This window comes from Rhizobium leguminosarum, from assembly GCF_004123835.1.
GTDB classification, from domain to species: domain Bacteria; phylum Pseudomonadota; class Alphaproteobacteria; order Rhizobiales; family Rhizobiaceae; genus Rhizobium; species Rhizobium leguminosarum_M.
In genome coordinates, this window is record NZ_MZMU01000003.1 from 1,397,644 (window position 1) to 1,423,176 (window position 25,533).

General features: G+C 60.6%; 24 protein-coding genes. 6 read left to right on the forward strand and 18 right to left on the reverse strand.

Going from position 1 to position 25,533, the window contains the following annotated elements; translation table 11 throughout:
• Positions 1-52: 52 nt before the first annotated feature.
• From B5P46_RS10760 to B5P46_RS10775, 4 genes are all read right to left on the reverse strand, one after another.
• The gene (locus tag B5P46_RS10760; RefSeq protein WP_129418635.1) at positions 53-2,380 is read right to left on the reverse strand and encodes an LPS-assembly protein LptD; all 2,328 of its coding nucleotides are present in this window, start codon (positions 2,378-2,380) and stop codon (positions 53-55) included.
• Positions 2,380-3,468, reverse strand: a complete 1,089-nt coding sequence (lptG, locus tag B5P46_RS10765; RefSeq protein ID WP_129418636.1) for an LPS export ABC transporter permease LptG — start codon at positions 3,466-3,468, stop codon at positions 2,380-2,382. The genes B5P46_RS10760 and lptG overlap by 1 nt, the downstream gene beginning before the upstream one ends.
• Positions 3,465-4,646, reverse strand: a complete 1,182-nt coding sequence (gene lptF / locus B5P46_RS10770; RefSeq protein ID WP_129418637.1) for an LPS export ABC transporter permease LptF — start codon at positions 4,644-4,646, stop codon at positions 3,465-3,467. Before lptF ends, lptG begins: the two co-directional genes overlap by 4 nt.
• A gap of 100 nt (positions 4,647-4,746) precedes the next feature.
• Positions 4,747-5,520: a phosphatase PAP2 family protein gene (locus tag B5P46_RS10775; RefSeq protein WP_129418638.1), complete on the reverse strand. Its 774-nt coding sequence runs from the start codon at positions 5,518-5,520 to the stop codon at positions 4,747-4,749.
• A gap of 144 nt (positions 5,521-5,664) precedes the next feature.
• Between B5P46_RS10775 and B5P46_RS10780 the strand changes: the two genes are divergently transcribed.
• A complete protein-coding gene (locus B5P46_RS10780) occupies positions 5,665-7,155 on the forward strand; it encodes a leucyl aminopeptidase (RefSeq protein ID WP_129418639.1) in 1,491 nt (496 codons plus the stop codon).
• Positions 7,155-7,604: a DNA polymerase III subunit chi gene (locus B5P46_RS10785; RefSeq protein WP_129418640.1), complete on the forward strand. Its 450-nt coding sequence runs from the start codon at positions 7,155-7,157 to the stop codon at positions 7,602-7,604. The genes B5P46_RS10780 and B5P46_RS10785 overlap by 1 nt, the downstream gene beginning before the upstream one ends.
• A 15-nt stretch (positions 7,605-7,619) precedes the next feature.
• On the opposite strand, the gene B5P46_RS10790 is transcribed toward B5P46_RS10785, so the two are convergent.
• The 6 genes from B5P46_RS10790 to B5P46_RS10815 all read right to left on the reverse strand — a co-directional run bounded on the left by B5P46_RS10790 (position 7,620) and on the right by B5P46_RS10815 (position 15,449).
• Positions 7,620-8,360: a DUF6683 family protein gene (locus B5P46_RS10790; RefSeq protein ID WP_129418641.1), complete on the reverse strand. Its 741-nt coding sequence runs from the start codon at positions 8,358-8,360 to the stop codon at positions 7,620-7,622.
• A gap of 212 nt (positions 8,361-8,572) precedes the next feature.
• Positions 8,573-9,076 carry a hypothetical protein gene (locus B5P46_RS10795; RefSeq protein WP_129418884.1) on the reverse strand — a complete coding sequence of 168 codons (504 nt, stop codon included), beginning with the start codon at positions 9,074-9,076 and terminating at the stop codon, positions 8,573-8,575.
• A gap of 72 nt (positions 9,077-9,148) precedes the next feature.
• A complete protein-coding gene (locus B5P46_RS10800; RefSeq protein ID WP_129418642.1) occupies positions 9,149-10,075 on the reverse strand; it encodes a Gfo/Idh/MocA family protein in 927 nt (308 codons plus the stop codon).
• 118 nt (positions 10,076-10,193) lie between these two features.
• On the reverse strand, positions 10,194-12,236 hold the full coding sequence (locus tag B5P46_RS10805) for a prolyl oligopeptidase family serine peptidase (protein WP_129418643.1): 2,043 nt from the start codon (positions 12,234-12,236) through the stop codon (positions 10,194-10,196).
• Positions 12,237-12,422: 186 nt separating this feature from the next.
• Entirely contained in the window at positions 12,423-14,306 is a 1,884-nt protein-coding gene (locus B5P46_RS10810) for an ABC-F family ATP-binding cassette domain-containing protein (protein WP_129418644.1), read from the reverse strand.
• A 93-nt stretch (positions 14,307-14,399) separates the two neighbouring features.
• A complete protein-coding gene (locus B5P46_RS10815) occupies positions 14,400-15,449 on the reverse strand; it encodes a GGDEF domain-containing protein (protein WP_129418645.1) in 1,050 nt (349 codons plus the stop codon).
• 305 nt (positions 15,450-15,754) lie between these two features.
• Here B5P46_RS10815 and B5P46_RS10820 point away from each other — a divergent pair, with 305 nt between their 5' ends.
• A complete protein-coding gene (locus tag B5P46_RS10820; RefSeq protein ID WP_348639845.1) occupies positions 15,755-16,081 on the forward strand; it encodes a DNA adenine methylase in 327 nt (108 codons plus the stop codon).
• A gap of 764 nt (positions 16,082-16,845) precedes the next feature.
• On the opposite strand, the gene B5P46_RS10830 is transcribed toward B5P46_RS10820, so the two are convergent.
• Positions 16,846-17,355: a DinB family protein gene (locus tag B5P46_RS10830; RefSeq protein WP_129418647.1), complete on the reverse strand. Its 510-nt coding sequence runs from the start codon at positions 17,353-17,355 to the stop codon at positions 16,846-16,848.
• 137 nt (positions 17,356-17,492) lie between these two features.
• Between B5P46_RS10830 and B5P46_RS10835 the strand changes: the two genes are divergently transcribed.
• Together B5P46_RS10835 and ndk are read left to right on the forward strand one after the other, a co-directional pair.
• Positions 17,493-18,182: a glutathione S-transferase family protein gene (locus tag B5P46_RS10835; RefSeq protein ID WP_129418648.1), complete on the forward strand. Its 690-nt coding sequence runs from the start codon at positions 17,493-17,495 to the stop codon at positions 18,180-18,182.
• 81 nt (positions 18,183-18,263) lie between these two features.
• The gene (gene ndk, locus B5P46_RS10840; RefSeq protein ID WP_003547097.1) at positions 18,264-18,686 is read left to right on the forward strand and encodes a nucleoside-diphosphate kinase; all 423 of its coding nucleotides are present in this window, start codon (positions 18,264-18,266) and stop codon (positions 18,684-18,686) included.
• An 84-nt stretch (positions 18,687-18,770) separates the two neighbouring features.
• Here ndk and B5P46_RS10845 read toward each other — a convergent pair whose 3' ends face one another.
• Both B5P46_RS10845 and B5P46_RS10850 read right to left on the reverse strand, forming a co-directional pair.
• Entirely contained in the window at positions 18,771-19,274 is a 504-nt protein-coding gene (locus tag B5P46_RS10845; protein ID WP_129418649.1) for a hypothetical protein, read from the reverse strand.
• Positions 19,271-19,816: a CGNR zinc finger domain-containing protein gene (locus B5P46_RS10850; RefSeq protein WP_129418650.1), complete on the reverse strand. Its 546-nt coding sequence runs from the start codon at positions 19,814-19,816 to the stop codon at positions 19,271-19,273. The genes B5P46_RS10845 and B5P46_RS10850 overlap by 4 nt, the downstream gene beginning before the upstream one ends.
• Positions 19,817-19,880: 64 nt before the next feature.
• Here B5P46_RS10850 and B5P46_RS10855 point away from each other — a divergent pair, with 64 nt between their 5' ends.
• On the forward strand, positions 19,881-20,777 hold the full coding sequence (locus B5P46_RS10855; RefSeq protein WP_129418651.1) for a branched-chain amino acid ABC transporter permease: 897 nt from the start codon (positions 19,881-19,883) through the stop codon (positions 20,775-20,777).
• A gap of 1 nt (position 20,778) precedes the next feature.
• On the opposite strand, the gene B5P46_RS10860 is transcribed toward B5P46_RS10855, so the two are convergent.
• From B5P46_RS10860 to B5P46_RS10885, 5 genes are all read right to left on the reverse strand, one after another.
• Positions 20,779-21,240 carry a molybdenum cofactor biosynthesis protein MoaE gene (locus B5P46_RS10860; protein ID WP_129418652.1) on the reverse strand — a complete coding sequence of 154 codons (462 nt, stop codon included), beginning with the start codon at positions 21,238-21,240 and terminating at the stop codon, positions 20,779-20,781.
• A gap of 199 nt (positions 21,241-21,439) precedes the next feature.
• On the reverse strand, positions 21,440-21,694 hold the full coding sequence (moaD, locus tag B5P46_RS10870) for a molybdopterin converting factor subunit 1 (RefSeq protein ID WP_012756855.1): 255 nt from the start codon (positions 21,692-21,694) through the stop codon (positions 21,440-21,442).
• Positions 21,691-22,281, reverse strand: a complete 591-nt coding sequence (gene pgsA / locus B5P46_RS10875) for a CDP-diacylglycerol--glycerol-3-phosphate 3-phosphatidyltransferase (protein WP_003547103.1) — start codon at positions 22,279-22,281, stop codon at positions 21,691-21,693. Before pgsA ends, moaD begins: the two co-directional genes overlap by 4 nt.
• A 192-nt stretch (positions 22,282-22,473) precedes the next feature.
• The gene (uvrC, locus tag B5P46_RS10880; RefSeq protein WP_129418654.1) at positions 22,474-24,516 is read right to left on the reverse strand and encodes an excinuclease ABC subunit UvrC; all 2,043 of its coding nucleotides are present in this window, start codon (positions 24,514-24,516) and stop codon (positions 22,474-22,476) included.
• Positions 24,513-25,280, reverse strand: coding sequence for an SDR family oxidoreductase (locus B5P46_RS10885; protein ID WP_129418655.1), 768 nt, complete (start codon positions 25,278-25,280; stop codon positions 24,513-24,515). The genes uvrC and B5P46_RS10885 overlap by 4 nt, the downstream gene beginning before the upstream one ends.
• Between the last annotated feature and the right edge of the window lie 253 nt (positions 25,281-25,533).

Consider the following 25,533-nt stretch of genomic DNA (forward strand, 5'->3'; position numbering starts at 1 on the left):
ACAGGCTTACGGCGAAAGAATGGCTTCAGGCCATGTTTGCGCCGATCGCCCGTCATTCGAGGGTGTCGGAACCGATCTTGATGTCGCCGAGCGTGCGGAAGGTCAGCCGTGCGCCGATCGTCCAGTCGCTTCCCGACTCGTCGTCGGAATCTCTGCTGTCCGTATAGGCGATCGTGAAGATCGTGCATTCGTCGTCATAAGAGAGGCCGATCGTCCGCCGGCTGATCACATCATTGTTCAGATCCCAGGCAATGCCGCCGAAAATCGACCAGTAATCCTTGAACTTGACGCTGCTGTTGGTCTGGATCTCGTCATTGTCCTCGGCGAAGCCATATGCCGGCTGGGCGCTGAGATGAGTGTAGGTCAGCTGCGTCGAGAAGGTGTCGTTCTGGTAGGCCGTCGTCAGATCGCCGCGGCGGAATTCGAAATCTTTTTCGTCGAGCCGGTAGGAGGCGGCGACGGAAACGCCGTACGGTGTTTCGACGCCGCCAAGGCCGACATAATCGGAGCGGTCGGTTTCAAGGCCCGAATCCGCGCCGACATTGACGAGGTCATCGGTCGCAAACGAGTTCTGGCCGGCGATCTGATAGGATTGGCCGAAGATGCCGTGCAGCTTGTAACCGCTGTCGAATGTACCGGTGTACTGAACGCCGATATTGGCGCGGGTACCGCCTTCGACGCGGTCGTAGCCCGAGAACTTGTCGCGGTCGAACAGCGAGGTGGCGTCGAAGACGAAGCTTTGCGCATCCTCGTTCGGCAGGCGGCCGGCGAGCTGCTCGTCGGGGCGGGCATAGATCTGCGCGATCGGCTCGAGGATATGGGTGCTATTGTCCGTCGTCATCAGGATCGGATAACGCATCTCCAGCCCGGCTGTGAACATCGAGCGGGTGGCGGAATTGCCGTCGACGTAGTTGCCGGTGTAGCCGGTGGGGTCATCCATGTTCAACGCGAAGGCATCGCCGCGCGCGGCCAGAAGCGGCGTGATCACCAGGCCGGTCGGCGTGACGTAGGTGCGCTTCCATTGCAGCTCGGCGGTCAGGCGCGAAGTCTGGCCCTTCAGGCCGCGGAAACGGTCGAAGCCGTCGACGGTATAGAAGTCATCATGTGTGCGCGAAATATTCGTCAGATTGACATCCGCCGAAAGCTCGCCGCCGGCAAGCGGCTGCGGCGCCACATAGTGATAGTCGAGCGCCGGATAGACGATCGCCTGCTGCTTTTCAGCGGTATTCGTCCGATCGGCATCCTGGACGTCGAAATAGAACGCCCGCATGTCGAAATAATTGCGTTTCCCGAGCCCTGTCAGGTAGATCTGGTTGGTACGATCCGTACCGGTCAGGCCCCGCAGCTTGTACGTTTTCGAGAAATTGTTGTCGCTCTGCATCATGACGTCCCAGCCGAACGTCCAGCGCGGATTGATGCGGAATTCGGCCTTCGAAGCCACCATGCCACGCTGGTCGGCTTCGGCATCGCTGGTGCCGGAGCTGAAGTTGCCCGGCTTTGCCTGGTCGATGCCGGCGACGCGCAGAATATGCGTGCCATTTTCGAAGCGTTGGCGAAATTCGCCTTCGATGAGGAAGCCCTGGGCGGTGTAGCCCGTGGCGGTGACCGTCGCGTCCATACTCGGCGAGATCACATAGTAATAAGGAACGGAAAGACCGAAGCCGAGATTCTGCGACAGGCTCATCGTCGGAAACAGAAAGCCGGACTTGCGTTTCACCGTATTGTCGGGAACTTCGATGAACGGCAGGAAGGCAATCGGATGGCCGAGCAGCTCGAAGCGCGCTCTCTCCAGACGGATCGTATGCGTCTCGCCGTTCTGGATCACCCGTTGGGCCTTGACCTGCCAGAAGGGCGCGCGCTTCGGATCTTCGGCGCAGGGAAGGCAGGCCGTGTAGACGCCCTTGTTGAGAATCATCATCGTGCCGCCGACGCGCTCGCCGCTTTCGGCAACGATACGCGTGTTGTCGGCGGTCTCGATGCGCAGCGAGTTCAGGAACCCGTCGGCAAAATTGTCGGTCACGTCAAGGTCGTCGGCATAGATACGATTGCCGTCGGGGCTGACGAGCTCGACATTGCCGAGCGCCATCATCCGGCCGGTCTTCTGATTGTACTCGACCTTCTGCGCGACCATTTTATAGCCGCCATAGTTGATCTGCACGCCGCCGACCGCCGACACCAGATCGGCGTCACGGTTATAGACGAGTTCATTGGCCGAAAGCAGGAGCTTGGCCCCTTCGGGAATATTCTTCTCTATATTTTGTTCGGGCGCGCTGGCCTGGCCGAAAGAGGCCGGGGCGCTGCCGAAATAGGAACATAAAGCCGCACCGACAAGCAGGGCAACCAGCTGTTTACTAAAATACTTGCGGTCGCCTGCCGCCACTAGCCGTCCTCCTGATGAAGCAGAATAGTCGCACCCAAGGCCAGCGCGACGACCACCGGTATCCACGTCGCCACGAAGGGAGGCACGACTCCACTGCTTCCGAATGCCTTTACAAGCACGGTGATGACATAAAGCATGAAGCCCGAAAGGATGCCACCCAGAATCACGGAGCGGGATTGGTTGAACCGGCTAAATTTTAGGGACACTGTTGCGGCTATGAAAGTCATGGCCACCAGCAGCAATGGCTGGGACAACAGGGAGTTGAATTGCGTCTCCAGCGCCTTGGTCGAGATGCCGAAGGATTTGGCCGCCGCAATCCGGTTGGAAAGGTCAAAGAAACCAATTGTTTCCGGCGCTGTCAGCCGCTCCTGGACGAAGTCCTGTTTCAGATTGGTGCGAAGTTGAACCGAAGCTTTACGCACGGGGATTTCGCCAGGCTTGCGCTCGACAACGGTGTTAAGTTGCCAGTAACCATCTTCCAATTTTGCCGTGGCGGCGTCCTGTCTCAGAATGACCTGACCGCGTGAATCGAAATGGATCAGCACCGCGTCGATCAGCTTGGTTCCGTTCTCCTGAACCGTCTGGGCGCCGATGATGACATCGTCCCGGCCGCTGATCTGGCGCAGCCACGGAATCTGCGGCGCCTTGCGCAGAACCGCGTTCTCGCCGCGCCAGTCGGATTCGACCAGCAGCGCCTGGCGCTGTCCCCAGGCGGCAAGCGGGTTGAGCGCCGCCATCGTCAACAGGCCGAGCGCCAGCGAGCCGGCGATAAACGGGAACATGAACTGCCAGACCGAAATGCCGGCTGCGCGCGTGACGACGAGTTCATATTTGCGATTGAGGCCGATCAGCACCGTCATGCCGACGAACAGCGCAATGAACGGCACCGTCTGCTGCAGGATGAGCGGCAGGCGCACCGCGGTCATCAAGACGCCGCCGCCGATCGTGTAGCCGGGAAGGCCGGACATGCGGCCGGCCGTCTCGCTGAAATCGAGGAGGAAAGAAATCGCCGAGACGCCGATCAGGAACCAGCCCGTCGTCACCAGATAGCGGCGAAAGAAATAACGCGACAATGTCCCGAACATCATTGGGCAGTGCCCCCGCCGGTCCTGCCGGTTGCGGCAAGCAGCCTTTCCTGCATCCGTCTCCAGAAAGACGAAATCCGGTCGCGGATGAACGAAGGCATGACCAGTCGTTTGTGCAGGCCGAGGAAGACGATCGAGACGATGCTGCTGACGATCGGGATGGCGTAGAGGACGGCGATATATTCAGGATCGGTGTCGATCTGATTGGCCGCGTAGAAGGCCGCCCATCGCATCGCGAAGGCATAAGCGAGAGCGCTCACCATCGGATGCAGCCGCGCTTCGCGGTGCGAGCGCGCATCGCCGGCGATCGCCAGTGAAAACAGGGCAAAGACGACAGGCAGGATCCAGTCGGTCAGCCGCCGATGCAGTTCGGCGCGGTAGCTTTGCGGCCGGATCGTATAGTCCTTGTCGGCGGGATCCGGATTGAACAGGAACCACAGGTCACGGTCGCTGGCGCGCAGCGTCGCCTGACCGCGATTCTCCGTCATGTCCGAGAGGTCGAAGGAATAGGAATCGAAATTGATGACCGAGACGTTGCCGTCGGGCGTTTTGCGGTGCACTTCGCCTTCATGCATAATCAGCGTCGTGCCCGTGTCGTCGACGGCGCCTTCCTTCGCATAATAGATCAGTTCATAGGCCGGGTCGCGCTCGTCGGCGACGAAAAGGCCCTTCAGCATGCGGCCCGCCATCCGCTGCGAGATCTGTACATAGAGGCCTTCATCGAGCTTGCGGAAGGTCTTTTCTTCGATCACCGAAGAGAGGAGGTCAGCATAGGTCTCGGCGATCATCTGGCGCACGACGGTCTTTGCGCGCGGCTCGACGACGTTGTCGACGAAGAAGGAAAAGACGCTGATGACAGCGGCGAGCAGCAGGATCGGGCGGATCAGCACGCTGCGCCGCGCCCCGGCCGCGTCGATGACAGTGAGCTCGGAATCATTGTTCATCGTCGTCAGCGTCTGGGTGATCGCGATAACGAGGGCGAAGGGCAGCACGACAGGAATGATCGACGGCAGAATCATCGTCGCCAGCTTGGCGAACGAGCCGATCGACTGGCCGCTGTCGGTGACCAGATTGATGCGCTGCAGAACCTGAGTCGTCCAAATGATCGCCAGAACGGGCAGGAGCGCCACGAGAAACATCTGGCCGACGCGCCGCAATATGTATGTCTCGAGTAGTTTCATGCCTGCCCTTGAAAGCACCTGCACGCCCAAACGGCTTTGCAGGAGAATCCCTCTACGCTCTTTGTCGCGCTTTTGCGACAAGCTGGTGTCAAAAATTCATTCAAATTTCAGAATTTTTTTGATGCTGTTGCGACTCAGTTAACGCCAGCAATGCGGCGAAGACGACAAGCGAGGAAAGCCATCCAAGAACGACGTCGGAAAGGTAGTGTGCGCCGAAGGATAGCCGCATCGCCGGGGTGAGGATCGAGATCGCCGCCACGGGCGGCGCCAGCGCATAACGCAGGGATTTCGGAACGAAGAGCAGAAGGCAGAGGAGCCAGCCGGCACTCGCCGCCTCGCCGGAGACGAACGAGCAGTTCGAAACGCATTTTCCGGCAACCGAACCTGCCTCGACGAAATGCAGCGCACCGCCGAAAATGTCCGTCTGTATCGGCCGCGGCCGACCCCAATGTTCCTTCAGGACGACATTGACGAGCAGCACCGGTCCGATCAGCAGCGTTCCGAGCGCGACTTTGAGCTTTTGCGCGCGCTCTCTGTTGAAGGTCGCGCCATGCTGCTGGTAGCATTCGACGAGTTTCCACACCATCACGATCGCCACCACATAGGGCAGGCGGAAGAAGACGGTGCGCAGCAGGTCGAAGGTCGCGACGTCGCGATAGGGAAAGCCGCCGCAGATGCTCCCGGCAGCAGCAGTCGCGTCGCAATCTGCGCCCACGAAAAAAAGCTGGGAAAAATAGATGTCTATTCCGGGAAAGGCGCGGAAGACGGCAAGCAGCGCCCACCACATCCAAAACAGCAGCATGAATGCGCCGAAAGTCGTTTTCGGCAGGCGGATTGCCAGGCCCCGCCATCGATTTTTCGAAAAAACTGTCAACGCGAATATCTACGAAACTGACGAAAACATGAGAGCCCTGATGGCTGCGGGCGACCATAACAATTGTCGCAAGCCATTGACAGACCCGCCAAACGCGAAATTATCCGCGAGGGACGGATTTCAAAGAATCCCAGCGGAGAAGACATGTCAGTAAAGTTGGAAATTTCATTCTCGAAGTCGGCAAAGCTCAATGGCGGCCTGGCGATCCTGTTGAAGACCGCGGAGGCCGACAGCGCTGCCGGCACCGATACGGTCGACCCGGCAGGTGTGATCCCCAAGGCTGCCAGGATCGCCCGATTCTCCGCGAAATCCATGAGCGGGCTCGATATTGTCGCCCCCGAAGGCGCGCCCGTCGAGCGCATCGTCGTCATCGGGCTCGGCAAGGCCGCCGAACTCACCGCCCACGACTGGCTGAAGGCCGGCGGTGCTGCAGCATCGAGAATCAAGAACACCGACAAGGCCGCTGCCTTCATCGACGTGCCTGGCCTCGAGACCAGCGCGCGGGCAGCCGCCGATTTCGCGCTCGGCATGCTGCTGCGCGCCTATAGCTTCGATACCTACAAGACGAAGAAGGGCGATGAGGAGGAAAAACCGGCAAAGTCAGTCAAGGTGACGATCGTCACCGCCGATCCGGGTGGTGCCAAGAAGGCGTTTTCCGATTCCGAAGCGATTGCCGGCGGCGTCAATCTTGCCCGTGACCTCGTCAACGAACCGCCGAACGTGCTCGGTCCCGTCGAGTTCGCCGCCAAGGCGAAGGAGCTGGAAAAGCTCGGCGTCGAAGTGGAAATCCTGACCGAGAAGGAGATGCGCCGTCTCGGCATGGGCGCCCTTCTCGGCGTCGCCCAGGGCTCCGTGCGCCCGCCGCGCCTGGCGGTCATGCAGTGGAAGGGCGGCAAGGGCAAGGATCGTCCCGTCGCCTTCATCGGCAAGGGCGTCGTCTTCGATACCGGCGGCATTTCGATCAAGCCGGCCGCCGGCATGGAAGATATGAAGGGCGATATGGGCGGTGCGGCAGCCGTCACCGGCCTCATGCATGTGCTCGCCTCCCGTAAGGCCGCCGTCAACGCCGTCGGCATCATCGGTCTGGTCGAGAACATGCCTGACGGTAACGCCCAGCGTCCGGGCGACATCGTCACTTCGATGTCCGGCCAGACGATCGAGGTGATCAACACCGATGCCGAAGGCCGCCTCGTGCTCTGCGATGCGCTCTGGTACTGCAACGACCGCTTCAAGCCGCAGTTTATGATCAATCTTGCCACGCTGACCGGGGCGATCGTCGTGGCGCTCGGCAATGTGCATGCCGGCCTGTTCTCCAATGACGACCAGCTTTCCGCCCAATTGACGGCAGCCGGTCTTTCGAGCAACGAAAAACTCTGGCGCATGCCGCTCGGCAGGGATTACGACAAGCTGATCGACAGCAAGTTCGCCGATATGAAGAACACCGGCGGCCGACAGGCCGGCTCGATCACGGCCGCGCATTTCCTCAAGCGCTTCGTGCAGGACACGCCTTGGGCGCATCTCGATATTGCCGGCACGGCGATGGGCTCGCCGCAGGACGAGATCAATCAATCCTGGGGTTCCGGCTTCGGCGTGCGCCTGCTCGATGAGCTCGTTCGCGCCCATTATGAATCCTGATGACAGACGTTCTCTTCTATCATCTGACCGAAACCAGGCTGGAGGACGCGCTTCCGCCGCTCATCGACAAAAGCGTCGAGCGTGGCTGGCGCGTTGCCGTCCAGACGCGCGAGCCGGCGCGGCGTGATGCTCTCGATCAGCATCTTTGGACTTTCCGCGAGGAGAGCTTCCTGCCGCACGGCACCGACGAGGCGGATTTCGCCGAAAGCCAGCCGGTGCTTTTGACCGCGACGCCGGACAATGCCAATGCGGCAACCGTGCGTTTCATCATCGACGGCGCCGAGCCGCCGCCGGCCGATGCCTATGAGCGCATCGTCTTCATGTTCGACGGCCACGACCAAGAGCAACTGGACGCCGCCCGTGCGCAGTGGAAGAAGCTGAAAGGCGAGGGACATAACCTCACCTATTGGCAGCAGACACCGGAAGGGCGATGGGAGAAGAAGGCATAAGAAAAGCGATTTTTATTATCGGGGGCCGCTGGCGATAAAACCATTATCCGTCAGCTCCAGCTTTTTCAGATCGACCGCCATTTCGTCGCTGAAGCGCTTTACGGCTGCATCCCCCAATTTGCGAGCAGTCGCTGCGTCGCCTTTGTTCAGCGCGTTCACATATGCAGTGCGCTGCATCAGGAAATTCAGAATAAGGACTTCCGCTATTTCTTGCCGCTGAGCATCATTCAGTCCCGTGTTGGCTGCAATGATCGGTCTGATCTGCTCACGTACGGCCTGTGCCTGCCTGTCGGTACTGTCGCTGCCATTCGCCATGACCCAGTTCAGGATCCAGTAGCTTGCAACGACGTCGGCGACATCGCCCGGGCGTAGTCCGTCGCCGCCAACGATCGCCGCCCATTCTGCGACTGGATCGCTTTTTTTCAAGGCATCAGCAACAAGCCGCGCACCATCTACCCCGACCGATGCCTTTAGATTATCGGCGAATTGTTGGCGCACACGCAGACTGACTTGCTGCGACGAGACATAGCTCGTTTTGCCTGTTGTGACGGCAAGAGGGTCCTTTTTCTTGCGCGGTTGCGTCTCATCCCCGTGAAACTCGATCGCGGACTTTACTCTCTGCTGATTGAGGATGTCGTTCATTATGTAGTCGTTGGGAAGGACCTGTAAGCTGTCCTGAGCGCCGGCATCGATGCAAGACCCCGCGTAGGCAAACAAAAGGATCGCCAGTAAGGAGCGAAATGTCCCGCTGTTCATCCAAACTTCCTTCGATTTACGCTGTGTGAAGCATTGGCGTAGCGATCTCGCCGGGCCGGGGGGACGGGATGCTCGCGTCGTACTCGGCTGGTGGCGGGTCGCCGACTCGGCAAGGCGGCTTGAAAGCGCCTTTAGCAACGCAGTAGCAAGCCCGCCGGCCGGCGAGACACTGGTCAGCTCTGCTTGCGTGAAATGCGGTTGGTGAAATGATCTCACCGTTTCGAACCTTTATCCTCATCGAGGTTCGTCAGGATATTGAGGGGTACGATCCCGCCAGCACTTTCCGACGCGTCGAGCGCCTCGACTGCCAAAACATGCTTTCCATTCGGACTGACAAAAGCGAATGCCCACGCCTTGTCGGCAAAGGTGCTGACCGGCATTTCCGCCCAGCCGGCTTGATGGACAAGGCGTTCGGAATAATAAGTCTTGATGGTCTGCGGGTCGGCAGTGCTGGCGAGATTGCGCGCCAGGATACGCATGGACTTCTCTCCGAACCGCCCTTCCAGTTGGCCCAGCACCTTGCGGGTGGCCTGCCAATCCTGGGCCTGGGTCGCCGATCCGAAGGAATATTCCTCGGATCGGGAAACGCCCGGTGCATCGGGCGGCATGACGACCTGTTCGCCCGAACATGCTGCAAGGCCGAAAAGCGGCACCACAAGGATGCCAATCTTCAACACGCGGAAAAATCGGCCCTTGCGGCCAATTTTGTTGCTCATGAGCGGCTGCCCCCGAACACTATTGCCATAGGCCAGCAAATCTTGCCGGTTTCTATGACGTTATTGCGACGCTCAGTCGTGGAAGGCGTCGACGAATTTGCGCTTGCCGAGCATGAAGGCATCGGCGACGTGGCGCAGCGGCGCGAGATCGACATCCGATTTGCCGGCCTTGATGATTTCGGCAAAGCGACGGTAGAGCGAGGGATATTCCTGCTCCGGCTCGGCGAATCTCAGCGCGCCGTCGATCAAAAGTTTGGCGCCGCCCTCGGCGAGCACCATCTGGCCGGCTGCCGTCTCCGCGACGATGTCCCAGCTCTGCTTGCCGGTCTGGCGCCAGTCGAATTCGGCGTGAACCGGCAGGCCGTCCGCATTGCGGAAGTGAATGTCGGCCGCGATCGGCGCATCGCGATTCTCGGGAAATTCGAGCACGGCCTCGGTGATGAAGATCGGCCGCGGCAGGATATGGGTGACGATCGACAGCGCGTTGATGCCGGGATCGAAAACGCCGAGGCCGCCGGCCTGCCAGATCCATTCCTGGTTCGGATGCCAGTGGCGGACATCCTCCTTCCAGATCACATGCACGCTTTTGATCGTCGTCGAGGCAAGAAACGCCTTGGCCGCCTCGACACCTGGCGCATAGCGCGAATGCCAGCTGGCAAAGAGCGACGCACCCTGCTTGTGCGCCAGCACTTCGAGATCTGCCACTTCGCTGAGCGTCGCGCCGGGCGGCTTTTCCAGGAAGACGTGCTTGCCGGCGACGAGTGCCTTATAGGCTGCCTCGTAGCGATATTGCGGCGGCATGCAGAGCGAAACGGCATCGATCGAGGGCTCGGCATCGAGCATCGCTTCGATCGACGTATAACTCTTGACGCCTTCGACCGTGCCGTGGCGGCTTGCCGTGGCGACGAGTTCGAAATCCGGGTTCTTGGCGATGGAGGGAAGGTGCTGGTCGCGGACGATCTTGCCGACGCCGACGATGGCGAGGTTGATAGGAGACATGGTGTTTCGCTCGAGTCTGTATGAAAAGTATGATTTATTGACGCGTTTGTATCAGAAAGAGGCGCGCCGACAAGCTCTCCTCCTCCATTCTATGGCATCCTAGCGCATGATGGCCCGTCTACCTCATGATAGTTTGGCGAAGGAAGCTGTAACCCATCGCCGCTCGGGCGGCGCGCTCTTCGGAATTGCCGTCGCCGCCATGCCCGCCAGAGCCGAATTCATGGAAGAGCGGCCGGTGTCCTTCTTCCTCCAGCCGTGCGGCAAAGCGGCGCGCATGCGAGGGATGCACGCGGTCGTCATTGGCGGAGCTTTCGATGTAGATCGGTGGATAGCTGACCTTGGTCGCCGGTCCGACATTATGAAGCGGCGAATAACCGAGCATGAAATCCCGGTCCACCGGCGTCTCCGGGTCGCCATATTCGTCCATCCAGGCTTGCCCTGCGCTGAACAGGTGGAAGCGTGTCATGTCGAGAACCGGCACCTGGCACCAGACGGCGCCGAAATCGTCGGGATAGCGCGTCAGCATCACGCCGGTCAGCAGACCGCCATTGCTGCCGCCCTGGCAGGCGATCCGCGACGGCACGGTATAGCCGCGGGCGACGAGATCGCGCGCGATGGCGACGAAATCGGCAAAGGCCCGGTCTCGCCCCCGCCGCTTGGCACTGCGATACCAGTCGGGCCCGAATTCGCCGCCGCCGCGAATATAGGCCTGCACATAGGCGCCACCTTGTTCCAGCCAGCGTCCTGTCACGCCGGAATAGCTTGGCGACAACGGGACATCGAAGCCGCCATAGCCGTAAAGCAGCACCGGCAGCGCGCCCTTGGTCCACTGCTTCGGCAGGACAAGCCGGTAGGTAACCCTCGTTCCGTCCTCGGAAACAGCCTCCAGCAGTTCGGATGACATATCGGTCGCATCGAAATAGCTCGGCGCTGCGGCGACGAAAATCGGCTCGGCCTGCTTGCTGCGATCCGACAGCTCGAGGCGGTAACTGACGGGCGGCTGCAGGAAGCCCTGGCCGACGATGTGGAGCGTATCGTCGCCAAGATGCAGATCTGCATGAAGCGGCCTGAAGTGAGCCGTCTGCATATCCGCCGGCAGTGCGATCTCGCGCTGTTCGGCATCGGGCCTTGTCAGGTCCAGCACCATGAGACGCGGACGCAGCCGATCGGAGATGATGAAGACGCACCACTCCTGCATCAGCATCATCTGCGCGATGGACTGGCCCTCGCCAGGCTGAAACAGGATCCGCTCCGGCCCGAGCAGGACCGTCTCCGAGGCGGGATCAAAGCGTTGCAGCACGAGGCTGCCGGTCGCAACGCGTTCATCGGTCTTTGCCCGCCAAAGGCAATGATCATGATTGAACTGGAAATCGGCTTCCTTAGGCAGATCGATGCGCCGCTGTGTGCCGTCGTTGGCGATCAGGAAAGCGCTCGCGACGCCGATCTCGTGGGCGGCGACGAAAATATCGATCAATCCGCGATCCGCCGAAGCGCCTGATAGGGCAGGGTCGATGACGAGATTGAAGCCGTAGACGTCCTCGTTCGCGGCTTCGAACATGACGGCGGCATCTTCCGGTCGCTGCCCGCGCTTCAATCGCCGTCCGACGCGCGGCCATCCCGAGCGGGTTGCCGAAAATTGGTCGATGGAACCGAAATAGCAGATTTCGTCGCGGCTCAGCCAAGTGGCATGCGATCGTGCGGCCGGTGTATCGAAGCCGCCCTCGACGATCTGTTTCCGCTCGGCGTCGAATTCGAGCAGCCGGAGAAGGTCGGAGCCGCCGTCCGAAAGCGTCAGCAGCACCCGCGTCGGCTCCCATGGGCAGGTGACGGCGCCGCGCCAGTTCCAGCGCTTGCCTTCGCTCATGCAGAAGGCGTCGAGGTCGAAGACCGGCTCCCAGGCGGCGTCCGGCAGTGACTCCTGATCTGCCGGCAGGCGAAGCCAGATGCCGAGAGGATTGTCCTTGCTCTGGCGGAAATCGAACAGCCACTCGCCTCGGCGCATCGGGACGATCAGCCTGTCCTGCCGCTCGATCAGCGCCTTGATCGCGTCGCGATCCCTCTCGAATTCAGGTGTTCTCAGTGCCGCGTCGGAAACCCGGTTGTGCTCGTCGATGAACTGGCGGGTGCGCGGATCGTCGTCCGTTTCGAGATGAAGGTTCATATCTGACCTGCCGGCTTCCGTTGACGTCGGACAGATCTAGGCAGCCGGTTCCGACTTGGCAACCCGCCTTACCGCGCCGCGCGTCTCTTCAGACGCGCCGATGCGCTAGCGGATGTCACGAAATCGGCCGAGGCGACGACGGTGTTGGGCACCTCGGTCTTCTTGAATTTCAGCGTCACCCTGTGGCTATCCCGCCATCGCTTCTTCGTATTCGGCAGACAGCATCAGCCAGTCTTCCTCGGCGGCAGCGAGTTTCGCCGCAGCTTCGCCGCGCTGCTTTGCCTTCTCGGCGGCCTTGGCGGGCGTCTTCTCATAAAGGGCCGGATCCGCAAGTTCCGCGTCAAGCGCCTGAATCTGTTTCTCCAGCTTCGCCGTCAAGGATTCGATTTCGTTGATCTTTTTCCTGAGCGGCGTCAGCGAGGCGCGACGTTCGGCATTGAGCTTGCGCTGGTCGGCCTTCGACGTCGCGTCTTCAACTAGCTGCGGCTTTTCTTCTTTTTTTTTACCGGAAGTGACGATGAGGTCGCGGTATTCGTCCATATCGCCTTCGAAGGTCGTCACCGTGCCGCCATTGACCAGCCACAACCGATCGACCGTCGCCTCGATCAGGTGACGGTCATGCGAGATCAGGATGACGGCGCCTTCGTAGTCGTTCAGCGCCTCGATCAGCGCGCGGCGGCTGTCGATGTCGAGGTGGTTGGTCGGCTCGTCGAGGATCAGCAGATTGGGCGCATTGAAGGCGGCAAGCCCCATCAGTAATCGGGCTTTTTCGCCGCCGGAGAGATCCTTGGCGGCCGTCGCCATCTTCTCGGTCGCAAGCCCCATCTGGGCGACGCGGGCGCGCACCTTGGCTTCCGGCGCGCCCGGCATCAACCGGCGCACATGCTCCACCGCCGATTGCTCGGGGATGAGGTCGTCGAGCTGGTGCTGCGCGAAGAAGCCGATCCTCAGGCTCGGCGCGATCTTCACTTCACCGCTCTCCGGCGCCAGCCGGCCGGAGATGAATTTGGCGAAGGTCGATTTGCCGTTGCCGTTCGAGCCGAGCAGGGCGATGCGGTCGTCATTGTCGATGCGAAGATTGAGGTTCTTCAGGATCGGATTGCCGGGCTCATAGCCGACGGCGCCGCTCTGGATCGCGACGATCGGCGAGGCCGGCTGCTTTTCCGGCTCGGGAAAAGTGATCGGCTGTACGTGGTCCTCGATCACCGCCGCGACCGTTCCCATGCGCTCGAGCGCCTTGACGCGCGATTGCGCCTGCCGGGCCTTGGAAGCCTTGGCCTTGAAGCGATCGATGAAGCCCTGCAGATGTTTGCGTGCCGCGTCGTTCTTGGCCTTGGCCTTGGTCTGCAACTCGTCGGCTTCCGCCTTCTGCCGCTCGAACTGGTCATAGCCGCCGCGATAGAAGGTGAGCTTCTTCTGGTCGAGATGGACGATCGCATTGACCGCGTTGTTCAACAGGTCGCGATCGTGGCTGATGATGATGACGGTGTGCGGATAACGCCTGACATAATCTTCCAGCCACAGCGTGCCTTCGAGGTCGAGATAGTTGGTCGGCTCGTCGAGCAGAAGCAGATCCGGCTCGGAAAACAGCACGGCGGCAAGGGCAACGCGCATGCGCCAGCCGCCGGAGAAGGAGGAGGCGGGGCGGGCCTGCGCCGCCTTGTCGAAGCCGAGGCCGGCAAGAATGCTCGCCGCGCGCGCTTCGGCCGAATGCGCGTCGATATCGATAAGGCGCATCTGGATTTCGGCAATGCGGTGCGGATCGGTTGCCGTTTCCGCCTCGGCAACGAGGGCGGTGCGTTCCTTGTCCGCGGCAAGCACGATCTCGATCAGGGCGTCCTCGGTTGCGGGCGCTTCCTGCGCCACCTGGCCGATGCGTGCGGCCTTCGGGATCGACACAGATCCGCTCTCCGAGCCGAGATCGCCGGTGATGACGCGAAAAAGCGTGGACTTGCCGGCGCCGTTGCGCCCGACGAGCCCTGCCTTCGTGCCTGAAGGCAGCGAAACGCTGGCATTGTCGAGAAGCAGGCGCCCGGCGATGCGGGCGGAAATATCGGTGAGCGTGATCATGGCCGGCGTTTTGGCCGAAAGCGCTCGCCAAGGCAAGAGCGCTTCTTTTCGCGGCAAGCTTGCTTGTCCGCCCAAGCTTGCTTGTCCGCCGCCTCAGCGGCCGAAAGCTTGCACCGGCTGTCGGGGGTTCGACTGCGCGGCGAGAAGCGCCACGCGGGCATTGGCCTGCAATTGTCCCGGCGTTGCCGCGTCGGTGCTGAGCGCCACGCCGATCGAGATGGTGAGCCTGCCGGGATCGGCCTTGTCGGATGTCGCAAAGACCAGATTGTCTTCGACGGAGGCGCGCAGGCGTTCGGCAATCGTCATCGCATCCTGCATTCCGACATTGGAAAACAACAGGGCGAATTCGTCAGCCTCTGTGCGGGCGACGAAATCGTTTTTCTTGACCGACTTGCTGAACAGGCCGGCGAGCTTCTTCAGGAGTTTGTTGCCGGCCTGGGTGCCGTATTTGTCGTTGAGATCGGTGAAATTGTCGATATCGACCATGATCAGCGCGCTGCCGGCGGCACCTTCTTCGCGCTTGTAGAGATCGGCGATCGTCCGGTTCAGCGCGATGCGGTTCGGAAGTCCGGTGATCCTGTCGGCGATCGCGGCCGATTGCATCGCCGAAATGCCGCGCTCCAGCGTTTCCAGCGTCTTGATATCGTCCTGCAGCTTCGCGCCGATTTCCATCTCCGCTGCAAGAACGGTCGAAAGCGAGGCAGTGAGGTAGTCGATCTCGCTGAGGAAGGCGGCAAGGCTCTGATCGTCATGGCCTGAAACGGATTTCAGGATCGTGCCGCAGGCGCGCGCAAAGGCGTTCTTGTGCTTCAGCCCTTCGGCAAGCCTTTCCGCCACGTCGCGTAGCATCCGGCTCGCCTCGTTCCGTGAGGTCTCGCCCGCCAGCCCGCAATGGCCGACGAGGCGGTATTTCAGGCCGAGTTCGTCGAGCATCGGCTGCTGCGGCTGCGGCCCGAGTGCGGCGATATCCTGCGCAAGGCCGGCATTGAGCCCGACGATCGCCTCGTGAAAGAGTTCGTAATTGCGCGGTAGTGCCGCGACGTTCAGGCGCGCCATGTGCTGGGCGATCTTCTGAATATCCGCCATCGGCGCCGGGCGTGCCGCCTCGCGCGGCACCAGTGCGTTTGCGCTTGCATTCTGCATGACGATCCCTCGCGGCCCGGCCTCATCTCTCACATCACGCTATGCCTGCAAGCTTTTAAGAGAGGCTGAATTTCGACGGGGAACCCGTGGATTGGCGGCAGAACCGGCAAAGGCGGTTAATTCAGTCTTGATGCCAGAACATGGGAACTGGCGGTGAACGCCTTGATTGACAGGGCTTGGCTTCATCTCGAGAAGGCGGAAGGCTTTTTCCGGCAGTACACATTCCAGCTGCCGACGCACGGTCGCTATGAAATCGAAATCACGCGACTGACCGACGAGCATGTTTCGGCGAAGATCCACGTCGGATGGCTGGTGTCGTTATCGAGAACTTGCCCTGGCGGCGCTTCATCGAGCGCTACGATCGGCCCGGCACGCTGTTCTATCTCGACCCGCCGTATTGGGGAAATGAGGACGACTACGGCCGAGCTGTCTTCAGCAGGGATGATTTCGCGGAGCTGGCGGACGTCCTCAGCCGAATTCGAGGCCGGTTCATTCTGTCTTTGAATGCGGTTCAAGGTGTCTTTGAAACCTTCTCGAAGTTCTACATTGAAGTGGTCGACTGCACATATTCGGTCGCCGGCGGAGGGCATAGCAAAAAGGTCATGGAGGTGATTATATCGCCCGCTGGATAGAGGCCGTCGTGCGGTCGGGGGCGTAGTGCAGATGTGGATAGAGCGGACGCCGCATGCTTGAGTGCAATTTCTTCGGAGGACCAAGTGACAAAACGCGTAAATCTTATCTGTCTGGTAGCTTTCTTCTTCTGCTTCGCGGGAGCATATGCTGTGCAGCTGTTAAATGGCGGGGTAGAAAATACGCATGGAATTTATCTGTATCTATATAAGGTACTTTGGTTTTTTATCGTTGCCTTGATGCCATTCAGCCTGTGGAGTTATCTTGCCACGAGGTCCTGGCGAGAATTGCGCAAGGATAAAGCTAAAAGGGAGTTCATACTCGAAAATCCGCTCCTAAGTTTTTTCATTTGGCGTGAGGAGATGAATAGAGAGTAGGGACCTACCAACTGCCTTCAGCGGCCGTCGGCCTTGTAACGGGATCTATCACGGCGTCTTGGTTCACAACGGTCTTTGCTGCAGAGGGGCTTAAAAGGACAGACGTCGGAAATAGTGCTGCAAACGCTCTTCGTGATGCGATCAACGACCCAACTCAAAAGAAGAATCTTATCAAATTGGCCCCATTCATCCTTCGCTTTGAGCAGCAGTTGAGAACCATAGCCGGCGACCAACGCGAGTTGAAACCGCTGCACGACTGGCTGGATTGGTTGAAGGCAAACGCCTCATCCGACTGAGCTGGTTTCTGTTGCCATTTGATCTTGCGCGAATTGTCATCTGATTTTGCGCGCTACAACATCATGTTCTAACTTTTTAATTTGGAACGGGCCTCACATCCACTCCCGGCCCTCGCTGCGCAGGAAGTAGATGAGATCAAGCGTGAGGCTCGGCTTGCCGAGCCCCGTCAGCGTCATATGGCACTGGCCGCGATGATGGGTCTGGTGGTTGAAGAAATGCGCGAGCGCCGATGCCAGCGGCTGGGTGATCTCCACCGGCTGTACCACCGTGACATAGGTGAAGTTGGCAGCAAGCGTTGCCTCATCCAGCATGTCCGTCCAGGCAATGATCCGCTCGTCTTCTGCCTTGCGGGCGGCGGCCAGCGTGTCCAGCTCTTCGAAGAGCACGGCATCGAGTGTCGTCGGCGCTTCGCCGGCGCCGGTGAAGCGCTTCATCCATATTCGGTCGGCGACGAGCAGATGATTGAGCGTGCGATGCAGCGAGCCGAAGAAGGCGCCACGGTCGCTGCGGAAGTCTGCGTCGCTGAGTTCGGCCGCGGCCGCGTAGACCTGAGTATTGGCCCAGCGGTTATAGGCGGCGAACATCCTGTAATGTCTGAGCATCCGGTTCCCCTGATCGTCGCAGCAGTCTAGCCTGGTTTCCCCGCAAATCGCAGTGATGCGCCCATGAAATTTCCTGATTTGATTGCAGCCGCTTTCTGTCGTGGAATGGAAGGAGCTGCGATCTCGAAAGGACTGTTATGACCAGAGCCCTCTATTCCCTTTGCGGCGCCGATGAGCGGCGCTTCTTTTCGCCCCATTGCTGGAAGGCGGTGATGGCGCTGGCGCATAAGGGGCTCGATTTCGAGGAGATTCCGACGACCTACGCCCGCATCCGCGCGATCGGCGGCGGCGTCTCGCCGACCGTGCCGGTGCTCGACGACAACGGCCGGCTGATCCCCGACAGTTTCGACATCGCCCTTTATCTGGAGGAGGCCTATCCTGAGCGGCCGTCACTGTTTGGCGGCGAGGGCGGCAAGGCGCTGTCGCGGATGGTGGAAGGCTATTCGCAGATGATCATCCATCCGGCGATCATGCGCATCGCCCTTCTCGACATTCATGCGAACCTCGACGAGGGAGATAAGGCCTATTTCCGCGAAAGTCGGGAGGTTCGTCTGGGCAAGCCGCTGGAAGTGGTTGCCGCCGACAGCGAAGCGGAGAAGGCTTCCTTCGGCGCCAAGCTGGAGCCGCTCCGCCACATGCTGAAGTTCCAGCCCTTCATCGGCGGGCAGACACCGCTCTTTGCCGACTATATCGTCTTCGGCGCGCTGCAATGGCTGCGTGTGTCCGCCGGTCTTGCCATGCTAGCCGCCGACGATCCCGTCATGGCCTGGTTCGAACGCTGCCTCGATCTTCACCAAAGCCGCGGCAGGACTGTGACAGCGGCGTGAAATTGCCGCCTACCTCTTGTTTTCGGGCGTTGGGGCGGGTAAAGACCGCCCACTTTTCCCGAGAAAACAGAGGATTTGACTATGGCGATTGAACGCACCTTCTCGATGATCAAGCCGGACGCAACGAAGCGCAACCTGACGGGCGCCATCACCAAGATGCTCGAAGATGCCGGCCTGCGCGTCGTCGCTTCCAAGCGCGTCTGGATGAGCCGTCGCGAAGCCGAAGGCTTCTACGCCGTTCACAAGGACCGTCCCTTCTTCGGCGAACTGGTCGAAGGCATGACCTCCGGCCCGACCATCGTCCAGGTGCTGGAAGGCGAAGGCGCGATCCTCAAGAACCGCGAGATCATGGGCGCGACCAACCCGGCAAACGCTGACGAAGGCACCATCCGCAAGGTTCATGCGCTGTCGATCGGCGAAAATTCCGTTCACGGCTCGGATGCTCCGGAAACGGCTGCCCAGGAAATCAAGTACTGGTTCTCCGACACCGAAATCGTCGGCTGAGGCCACGCTTCGGCATTCGCCGGCAATGCCTTGAATTGACTCTCGAAAGCCGGGGCCTCGCTCCGGCTTTTTCCATGCATTTCTCTATGCCGGGCATTTGTCGGTATTCGAGAAATCGACGCTGCCGTCAGGCTTGAAGACCTCCGGGTTCTTGTCATAAAGCGCGCCGATGACGAGCGGCTTGCTCGGCAGGACGGTCTGGTCGAGGTCAGATCGGAACTGCGTCTTCAATTCCTGCAGCACCTTGCCGTCCTTGTCGACCAGCCGGACACTCACGGAATAGGGACGATCCTTGCGCACGCAGTGCAGGTTTTCGCTCTGCAGCGCGATCTTGTCGTCGATCGGATAGATCTTCTGGTTCAGCACCAGCGGATCGCCTCCTTCAGGATTTTCGAATTCGGCGATGATGACCGAACCGTCCGGGATGGGCCCCGTCTTCTTCAGCGTCAGCAGATAGGTGGCGCTCGCCACCCGATAGTTGAAGACGAAGAGATGGCCGGTGACCTCGACCAGGTTTTCAGCCTGGCGCTGGCAAGCGGAAAGCAGAAGGGCCGCTGCTGCGACCATCGCGATCATATATTTCCTCATGGCGTCTCCTCCTTCTTGCGGCGATAGTGCCGGTTCGCCTTGGCGCGGTTGCCGCAGACCGCCATGTCGCACCAGGCCCGGCTCCTGTTCTTGCTGCGGTCGATGAACAGCCAGCCGCAATTGCCGCAGATCTTCATGCGCTGGGGATCAGGCATGGCGATCAGCCGCAACACCGAATGGGCGGTCGCCGCGGCCAGGCTGCTGGGGCTCGTGTCGCGCAACGCCTTCGCTAGCGCCTCCAGCAGGCTGGCGAGCAATTGGTCATCGCCGCCATTCAGTATACGCTTGCGGAAATAGAGGTCGATCTCTTCTCGCAGCGCGATGAAATCCGCTTCGTTTTCCGCCGCCACGGGTGCGATGTCGCCGAAGAGGGCACGTTCGGCGCAGAATTCGGCCGCGGCGCGCGGAAAGCTCCGCATCTGATCCCTGACCGCGAAGCGGTCGATCCGCCGCGTTGCATCGTGGCGCAGAACGACGCTGTTTGCGACATCGAGCGCCAGTGCGCCGCCGGCAAAGCGGTGAGGGGTCCAGGAAAAGCTCATGATAAATTATAACTGGCGAAATAGGTTTTACCAGTTATAATTTTGGTGACGCGGAGTGTCAGGAATGGCCTATCTTCTGCAGCAGCTGGCGAATGCGGTTCCGCTGGCCGCCCTCTATGCCGCGCTTGCCTTCGGTTATGCCGTCGCCTTCGGCGTGACGAAGCGGGCCGATATCACCTATGGGGCGATCTTTGCCTTCGCGGGCCAGATCCTGCTGCTCTTCACCGAACTCGCTTTCAACCGCTTCTGGTTGGTGCTGCCGGCCGCCCTTGCCGTCGGCGCCTGCGCTTCGATCGTCTATTCGCTGGCGGCGGGCCTATGGATCGGCCGCTCGATCATGCTGCCGCTGGTCAGCAAATCGCCGAATACGGTCATCGTCGCCGCTCTCGGCATCATGATCGTGCTGATGGAGACCGCCCGGCTTGCCGCCAATACCCGCGCCATCTGGCTGCCGCCGTTCCTGAACGACACGGTCGTCTTCTGGAGCGACGGCCCGTTCAAGGTGACGCTCACCCATATCCAGTTGATCGACACCGCACTGATGTGTGCCATCGTCGCAGTGGGTACGCTGATCCTCAGACGCACGGCCTGGGGCCGCGTCTGGCGCGCCGTCACCGATGACCCGCTGGCGGCCGAACTCTGCGGCACCAGCGCCAATCGCGTCTTTCTTGTCGCCTATGGAGCCGCAGCCCTCGTCGCCACGATCTGCGGCATCCTCGCGACCTTCTATTACGGCTCGATGGACTTCGGCGCCGGCCTGATGTTCGGGCTGAAGGTGCTGCTGATCGCAGCCGTCGGCGGCTATTCCGATCCGCTGCGCTCAGCAGGCGGCGCTGCCGGGCTTGCCGTCGTTGAAACCATGTGGGGCGCCTACGGCCCCTTCGTCTGGCGCGATCTGGTCGTCTTCTCGCTGCTCGTCCTGCTCTTGGTCATGAGTCGCCGGGAGCGCGTGGTGCTCTAACTTATTTCCACTTGTCGCGGGCTGCGTCGTCGGCGTCTTTCGCCGCGACCCAGTCGCCGATGGCGCCATCCCTGGCGTGCTCCTTCTTCCAGAAGGGGGCTGCCGTCTTCAGGAAGTCCATGACGAAATTGGCGCCGTCGAACGCCGCCTGCCGGTGCGGCGCGGCTGCGACGACGAGCACGATATTCTCGCCGGCGGTGATCTTTCCGTAACGGTGGATGGCGGTCAGCCCGAGAAGTCCGAAACGGGCGATGGCAAGATCGCCGATGCGTCGCATCTCCGTTTCGGCCATGCCGGGATAATGCTCGAGTTCGAGGGCAGCCAGCGTCCCGCCTTCATCGCGGCAGAGGCCGGAAAAAGTGACGACGGCGCCGATGCCGGGTTTGCCCTTGGAGAGCAGATCGACCTCGGCCTGCAGGTCGAAATCCTCATGCTGGACGCGGATGGTGGGGGTGATGGTCAATGCGACCTCCCCCTTCTCCCCAGCGGGGAGAAGATGTCCGAAGGACAGATGAGGGGGGTGAGCGGCGAAGGCCGCGAACGCACTGAGCGCAAGCGAAGGGCAGCCCCAGTGGCAGCGGCCCCCTCATCCGACCCTTCGGGCCACCTTCTCCCCGCTGGGGAGAAGGGAGAGGAATATGCCGCGCCCGACCTCATCCCAATCATCCCCCCGTCATCGGCGGAAATATACCGATCTCTTTCGCGCCTGATATCGGTTCGTCATGCTCGACATGCTCCATGTCGAGCGCCACGCGGATCACGTCGGGATATTGAAGTGCGGTCTCATATTCTTCGCCCAGCGTCTTCAAATGATTCAGCAGATCGGCGACGGTGACGACGGAGGAGGGGAGGTCGATCTCCTCCTCGCCCTTGCCGATGCGCTCGCGCACCCAGGCGAAATAGACAAGCCGCGTCATTCCTCGTCATCCACGATATGTTTCACCCCGGCGCGGAAATAATCATAGCCGGTATAGATGGTCAGCAGCGCCGCGATCCACAGCAGCGCAATGCCGGTCTGCGTCGTATAGGGGAAAATCTCGTCGCCGGCCGGGCCGGCGAGCAGGAAGGCGATGGCGACGAGCTGCAGTGTCGTCTTCCACTTGGCGATCCGCGTCACTGGTACGCTGACCTTCAGCGCCGCCAGATATTCGCGCAGTCCCGACACCAGGATCTCGCGGCAGAGAATGGTGATCGCCGCCCAGATCGACCAGCCGGCGATCGTCTGGTCGGCCGCGACCAGGAGAAGGATCGAGGCGACCAGCAGCTTGTCGGCAATCGGATCGAGCATGCGGCCGATATTCGACGTCTGGTTCCAGATGCGCGCGAGATAACCGTCGAGGAAATCGGTGAGCGAGGCGATGACGAAGATCCACAGCGCTACCCAACGCGCCGTATTGCTGATCGACAGCCTGCCCTCGATGAAGAAGCAGAGAACGATCAGCGGTACGGCGAGGATGCGGCCGTAGGTCAGAAGATTGGGAATGCTGTACGCACGCGATGCCATGGGATCGTTTCTCTGAATTGATGCACCGCTACAGCGCCCCGCGCCTTTTCAGACGAGCCAAGGACACTGTAACACTTTAGAACCTCCGCATCATGCTCGGGCCGATGCGGTAGATGACGGCTTTGGCTGCGGACCGTCAACATTCTTTCTGTCTTTTCACCGCCTTTGCGTGGAATTTGCGACGGACGCCGGTTATTTCGCGGCGTCGTCGTGGAAATGGTTATAGACCTGTCTGGCGACGGCTTCCGATATGCCTTCGACCGCCATCAGGTCGGACAGGGCGGCGCGCGAAACCGCCTTCGCCGTACCGAAATGCTGGAGCAGCGCGCGTTTGCGCGACGGGCCGATGCCGCCGATCTCGTCGAGCGGGTTCTTGATCATTTCCTTCTTGCGCCGCGCTCGGTGCGAACCGATCGCGAAACGATGCGCCTCATCGCGCATGCGCTGGACGAAGTAGAGCACCGGATCGCGCGGCGGCAGAGTGAAGCTCTCGCGTCCCGGCGGGAAAAAGCGTTCGCGCCCGGCATCGCGATCGACGCCCTTGGCGATACCGATCGCCGTCACGCTGTCGGTGATGCCGAGTTCGGCAAGGATGGCGCGCACCGCCGTCATCTGCCCCTGGCCGCCGTCGATGAGGATCACATCGGGCCAGGTGGGGAAGGGCATGTCGGCTGCATCAGGAGTGGCCACCTGCGCCGTCCGGTCAGGAATGCCTTCCTCCTTGATCAGTCGCGAGAACCGCCGCGTCATCACCTCCTTCATCATGCCGAAGTCATCGCCGGGCGTGATGTCGGTCGATTTGATGTTGAACTTGCGGTACTGGTTCTTGACGAAACCTTCCGGCCCCGCGACTACCATGCCGCCGACGGCATTGGTGCCCATGATATGCGAGTTGTCGTAGATCTCGATGCGCTGCGGTGCATAGGCAAGCCCGAACGTCTCCTTGAAACCCTCTAGCAGCCGCGACTGCGACGCCGTTTCGGCAAGCTTTCGTCCATGCGCCTCGCGTGCATTGCCGACGACATGGTCGACCAGATCCCGCTTCTCGCCGCGCTGCGGCACCAGGATGGAAACCTTGTGGCCGGCCTTTTCGCTGAGTGCTGCGGCGAGCAGCTCCAGCTCCTCGACCGTCTGCGACAGCATGATCTGCTTCGGCACCGGCTTGTCGTCGTAGAACTGCGCGAGAAAGGAATTCAGCACTTCGGCACTCGAAAGCTGCGGATCGGCCTTCGGGAAATAGGCGCGGTTGCCCCAGTTCTGGCCGGTGCGGAAGAAAAACACCTGGATGCAGGAGATGCCGCCCTCGTGATGGATGGCGAAAACGTCAGCCTCCTCGACGCCGGCCGGATTGATGCCCTGGTGGCTCTGCACATGCGACAGTGCGGCCAGGCGATCGCGATAGATCGCCGCCCGCTCGAAGTCGAGGTCCTCGGCCGCCTGGTTCATCGCTTCGGCCATATGCGACTTCACCTTCTGGCTTTTGCCGGAGAGGAAGTCCTTCGCCTCCTGCACCAGTTCGGCGTAACCCCCATCACTGACCTCGTGGGTGCACGGCCCGGAACAGCGCTTGATCTGGTAGAGCAGGCAGGGTCGGGTGCGCGTTTCGAAGACGCTGTCGGTGCAGGTGCGGATCAGGAAGGCGCGCTGCAGCGAATTGATCGTCCGCCCGACCGCGCCGGCCGAAGCGAAGGGTCCGAAATAGTCGCCCTTCCTCGCTCTCGCACCGCGATGCTTGAAGATCGCCGGCGCCCGGTGGTCGCCGGTGATGAGGATATAGGGAAAGGACTTGTCGTCGCGCAAAAGCACATTAAAGCGCGGCCGCAAGCGCTTGATCAGATTCGCTTCCAGCAGCAGTGCTTCGGTTTCCGTGCGCGTCGTCACGAATTCCATATTCGCCGTCTGGCGCACCATCTGGGCGATGCGGTTGGAATGCACGCGGCCGACGGCGTAATTGTTGACGCGCTTCTTCAGGCTACGCGCCTTGCCGACATAGAGCACGTCGCCCTCGGTATTGAACATCCGGTAGACGCCGGGGCTGTTCGGCAGCCGCTTGACGAATTCGCCGATCAGTTCCGCACCGAGGAGCCCGGTTTCATTGAGGCTGCCCGCATTCCAGTCGACCGCAGCCGCAAGCGGCACGGCGACGGAAGCGTCGCCTTCCACTTCGATATCGTCTTCGCTCTCATCCGTGTCGTCGTAGAGAACGCCGCCATCCGGCAGCTTTCGTCCGTTCATTCCGTAATCTCCGCCACATCGGGCGTCTGCCAGGCGAGGTGCTGGCCGCCGTCGAGGGCAATCATCTGGCCGGTGATCGAGGGCGTGTCGTAAAGGAAGCGAATCGTTTGTCCGAATTCCTCCAGCGCCGGCCCTCGCTGCAAGATAAGGGCTGATACCTGCGCTTGGAAGTCCTCTATCGCCTGCCGCTCGCTCGGCATCGAGGGGCCGGGGCCGATGGCATTGACGCGGATGCGTGGCGCCAATGCCTGTGCAAGCGTCTGCGTCGCCGTCCACAGCGCGGATTTGGAGAGGGTATAGGAATAGAAGCTGGGCCTCAGCGCCCAAACCCGCTGGTCGATGATATTGACGATCAGGCCCGCCGCCTCAGTGGGCATCTGCTGCGCGAAGGCCGCCGCAAGGATAGAGGGTGCCCGTACATGCAGGTCGAAGTGCAATGCCCATGTGGCGGCATTGAAACTACGCGCTGAATCATGCTGGAAGACCGACGCATTATTGACGAGCAGATCGAGCGGCCCGAGCGCTTCCGACGCCTTTGCAATGAGCTCTGCCGTTTCGCCAATATCGGTGAGGTCGGCCTGCAGCGCGATCGCCCTTTGTCCCTTTCGCCGCAATTCCGCCACCAGCTCTTCAGCCTCACCGATGGAGCCGTTCGCGTGGATCGCAACGGAAAAGCCATTTGCAGCAAGGTCTTCGGCGATTGCCCGGCCTATTCTTTTAGCAGCCCCTGTTATAAGAGCCGAGCGAAGTCTTTTGTGGTTCAAAATCTTGCCTTCTGATCCCGCGAGTCTGTCTGCAGACTATATAGGGGCCAGCGGAGATTATATAAATAGGCCGTTGTGGTTGCGTCCGGGAGCCGGATATTCTATGTATTATTTAAGAATGCGATTTCTTAAAATAAGTATTTTCAGTTTAACACTTCAGTAGGGTTAATGAAGTGTATGTTGCCCCAAAGCAACATCGAATTTCAGCCATGCGGCAGCCACAATGATATCACAATTTGGCTCTTTCAAATCC

Bases quoted from the DNA above. Each gene is read 5' to 3' on its own strand.
- lptG (WP_129418636.1), bottom strand. From the start codon at position 3,468: ATGATGTTCGGGACATTGTCGCGTTATTTCTTTCGCCGCTATCTGGTG.
- lptF (WP_129418637.1), bottom strand. From the start codon at position 4,646: ATGAAACTACTCGAGACATACATATTGCGGCGCGTCGGCCAGATGTTT.
- B5P46_RS10780 (WP_129418639.1), top strand. From the start codon at position 5,665: ATGTCAGTAAAGTTGGAAATTTCATTCTCGAAGTCGGCAAAGCTCAAT.
- B5P46_RS10785 (WP_129418640.1), top strand. From the start codon at position 7,155: ATGACAGACGTTCTCTTCTATCATCTGACCGAAACCAGGCTGGAGGAC.
- B5P46_RS10790 (WP_129418641.1), bottom strand. From the start codon at position 8,360: ATGAACAGCGGGACATTTCGCTCCTTACTGGCGATCCTTTTGTTTGCC.
- B5P46_RS10795 (WP_129418884.1), bottom strand. From the start codon at position 9,076: ATGAGCAACAAAATTGGCCGCAAGGGCCGATTTTTCCGCGTGTTGAAG.
- B5P46_RS10800 (WP_129418642.1), bottom strand. From the start codon at position 10,075: ATGTCTCCTATCAACCTCGCCATCGTCGGCGTCGGCAAGATCGTCCGC.
- B5P46_RS10805 (WP_129418643.1), bottom strand. From the start codon at position 12,236: ATGAACCTTCATCTCGAAACGGACGACGATCCGCGCACCCGCCAGTTC.
- B5P46_RS10810 (WP_129418644.1), bottom strand. From the start codon at position 14,306: ATGATCACGCTCACCGATATTTCCGCCCGCATCGCCGGGCGCCTGCTT.
- B5P46_RS10815 (WP_129418645.1), bottom strand. From the start codon at position 15,449: ATGCAGAATGCAAGCGCAAACGCACTGGTGCCGCGCGAGGCGGCACGC.
- B5P46_RS10820 (WP_348639845.1), top strand. From the start codon at position 15,755: ATGGCTGGTGTCGTTATCGAGAACTTGCCCTGGCGGCGCTTCATCGAG.
- B5P46_RS10830 (WP_129418647.1), bottom strand. From the start codon at position 17,355: ATGCTCAGACATTACAGGATGTTCGCCGCCTATAACCGCTGGGCCAAT.
- B5P46_RS10835 (WP_129418648.1), top strand. From the start codon at position 17,493: ATGACCAGAGCCCTCTATTCCCTTTGCGGCGCCGATGAGCGGCGCTTC.
- ndk (WP_003547097.1), top strand. From the start codon at position 18,264: ATGGCGATTGAACGCACCTTCTCGATGATCAAGCCGGACGCAACGAAG.
- B5P46_RS10845 (WP_129418649.1), bottom strand. From the start codon at position 19,274: ATGAGGAAATATATGATCGCGATGGTCGCAGCAGCGGCCCTTCTGCTT.
- B5P46_RS10850 (WP_129418650.1), bottom strand. From the start codon at position 19,816: ATGAGCTTTTCCTGGACCCCTCACCGCTTTGCCGGCGGCGCACTGGCG.
- B5P46_RS10855 (WP_129418651.1), top strand. From the start codon at position 19,881: ATGGCCTATCTTCTGCAGCAGCTGGCGAATGCGGTTCCGCTGGCCGCC.
- moaD (WP_012756855.1), bottom strand. From the start codon at position 21,694: ATGACGCGGCTTGTCTATTTCGCCTGGGTGCGCGAGCGCATCGGCAAG.
- pgsA (WP_003547103.1), bottom strand. From the start codon at position 22,281: ATGGCATCGCGTGCGTACAGCATTCCCAATCTTCTGACCTACGGCCGC.
- uvrC (WP_129418654.1), bottom strand. From the start codon at position 24,516: ATGAACGGACGAAAGCTGCCGGATGGCGGCGTTCTCTACGACGACACG.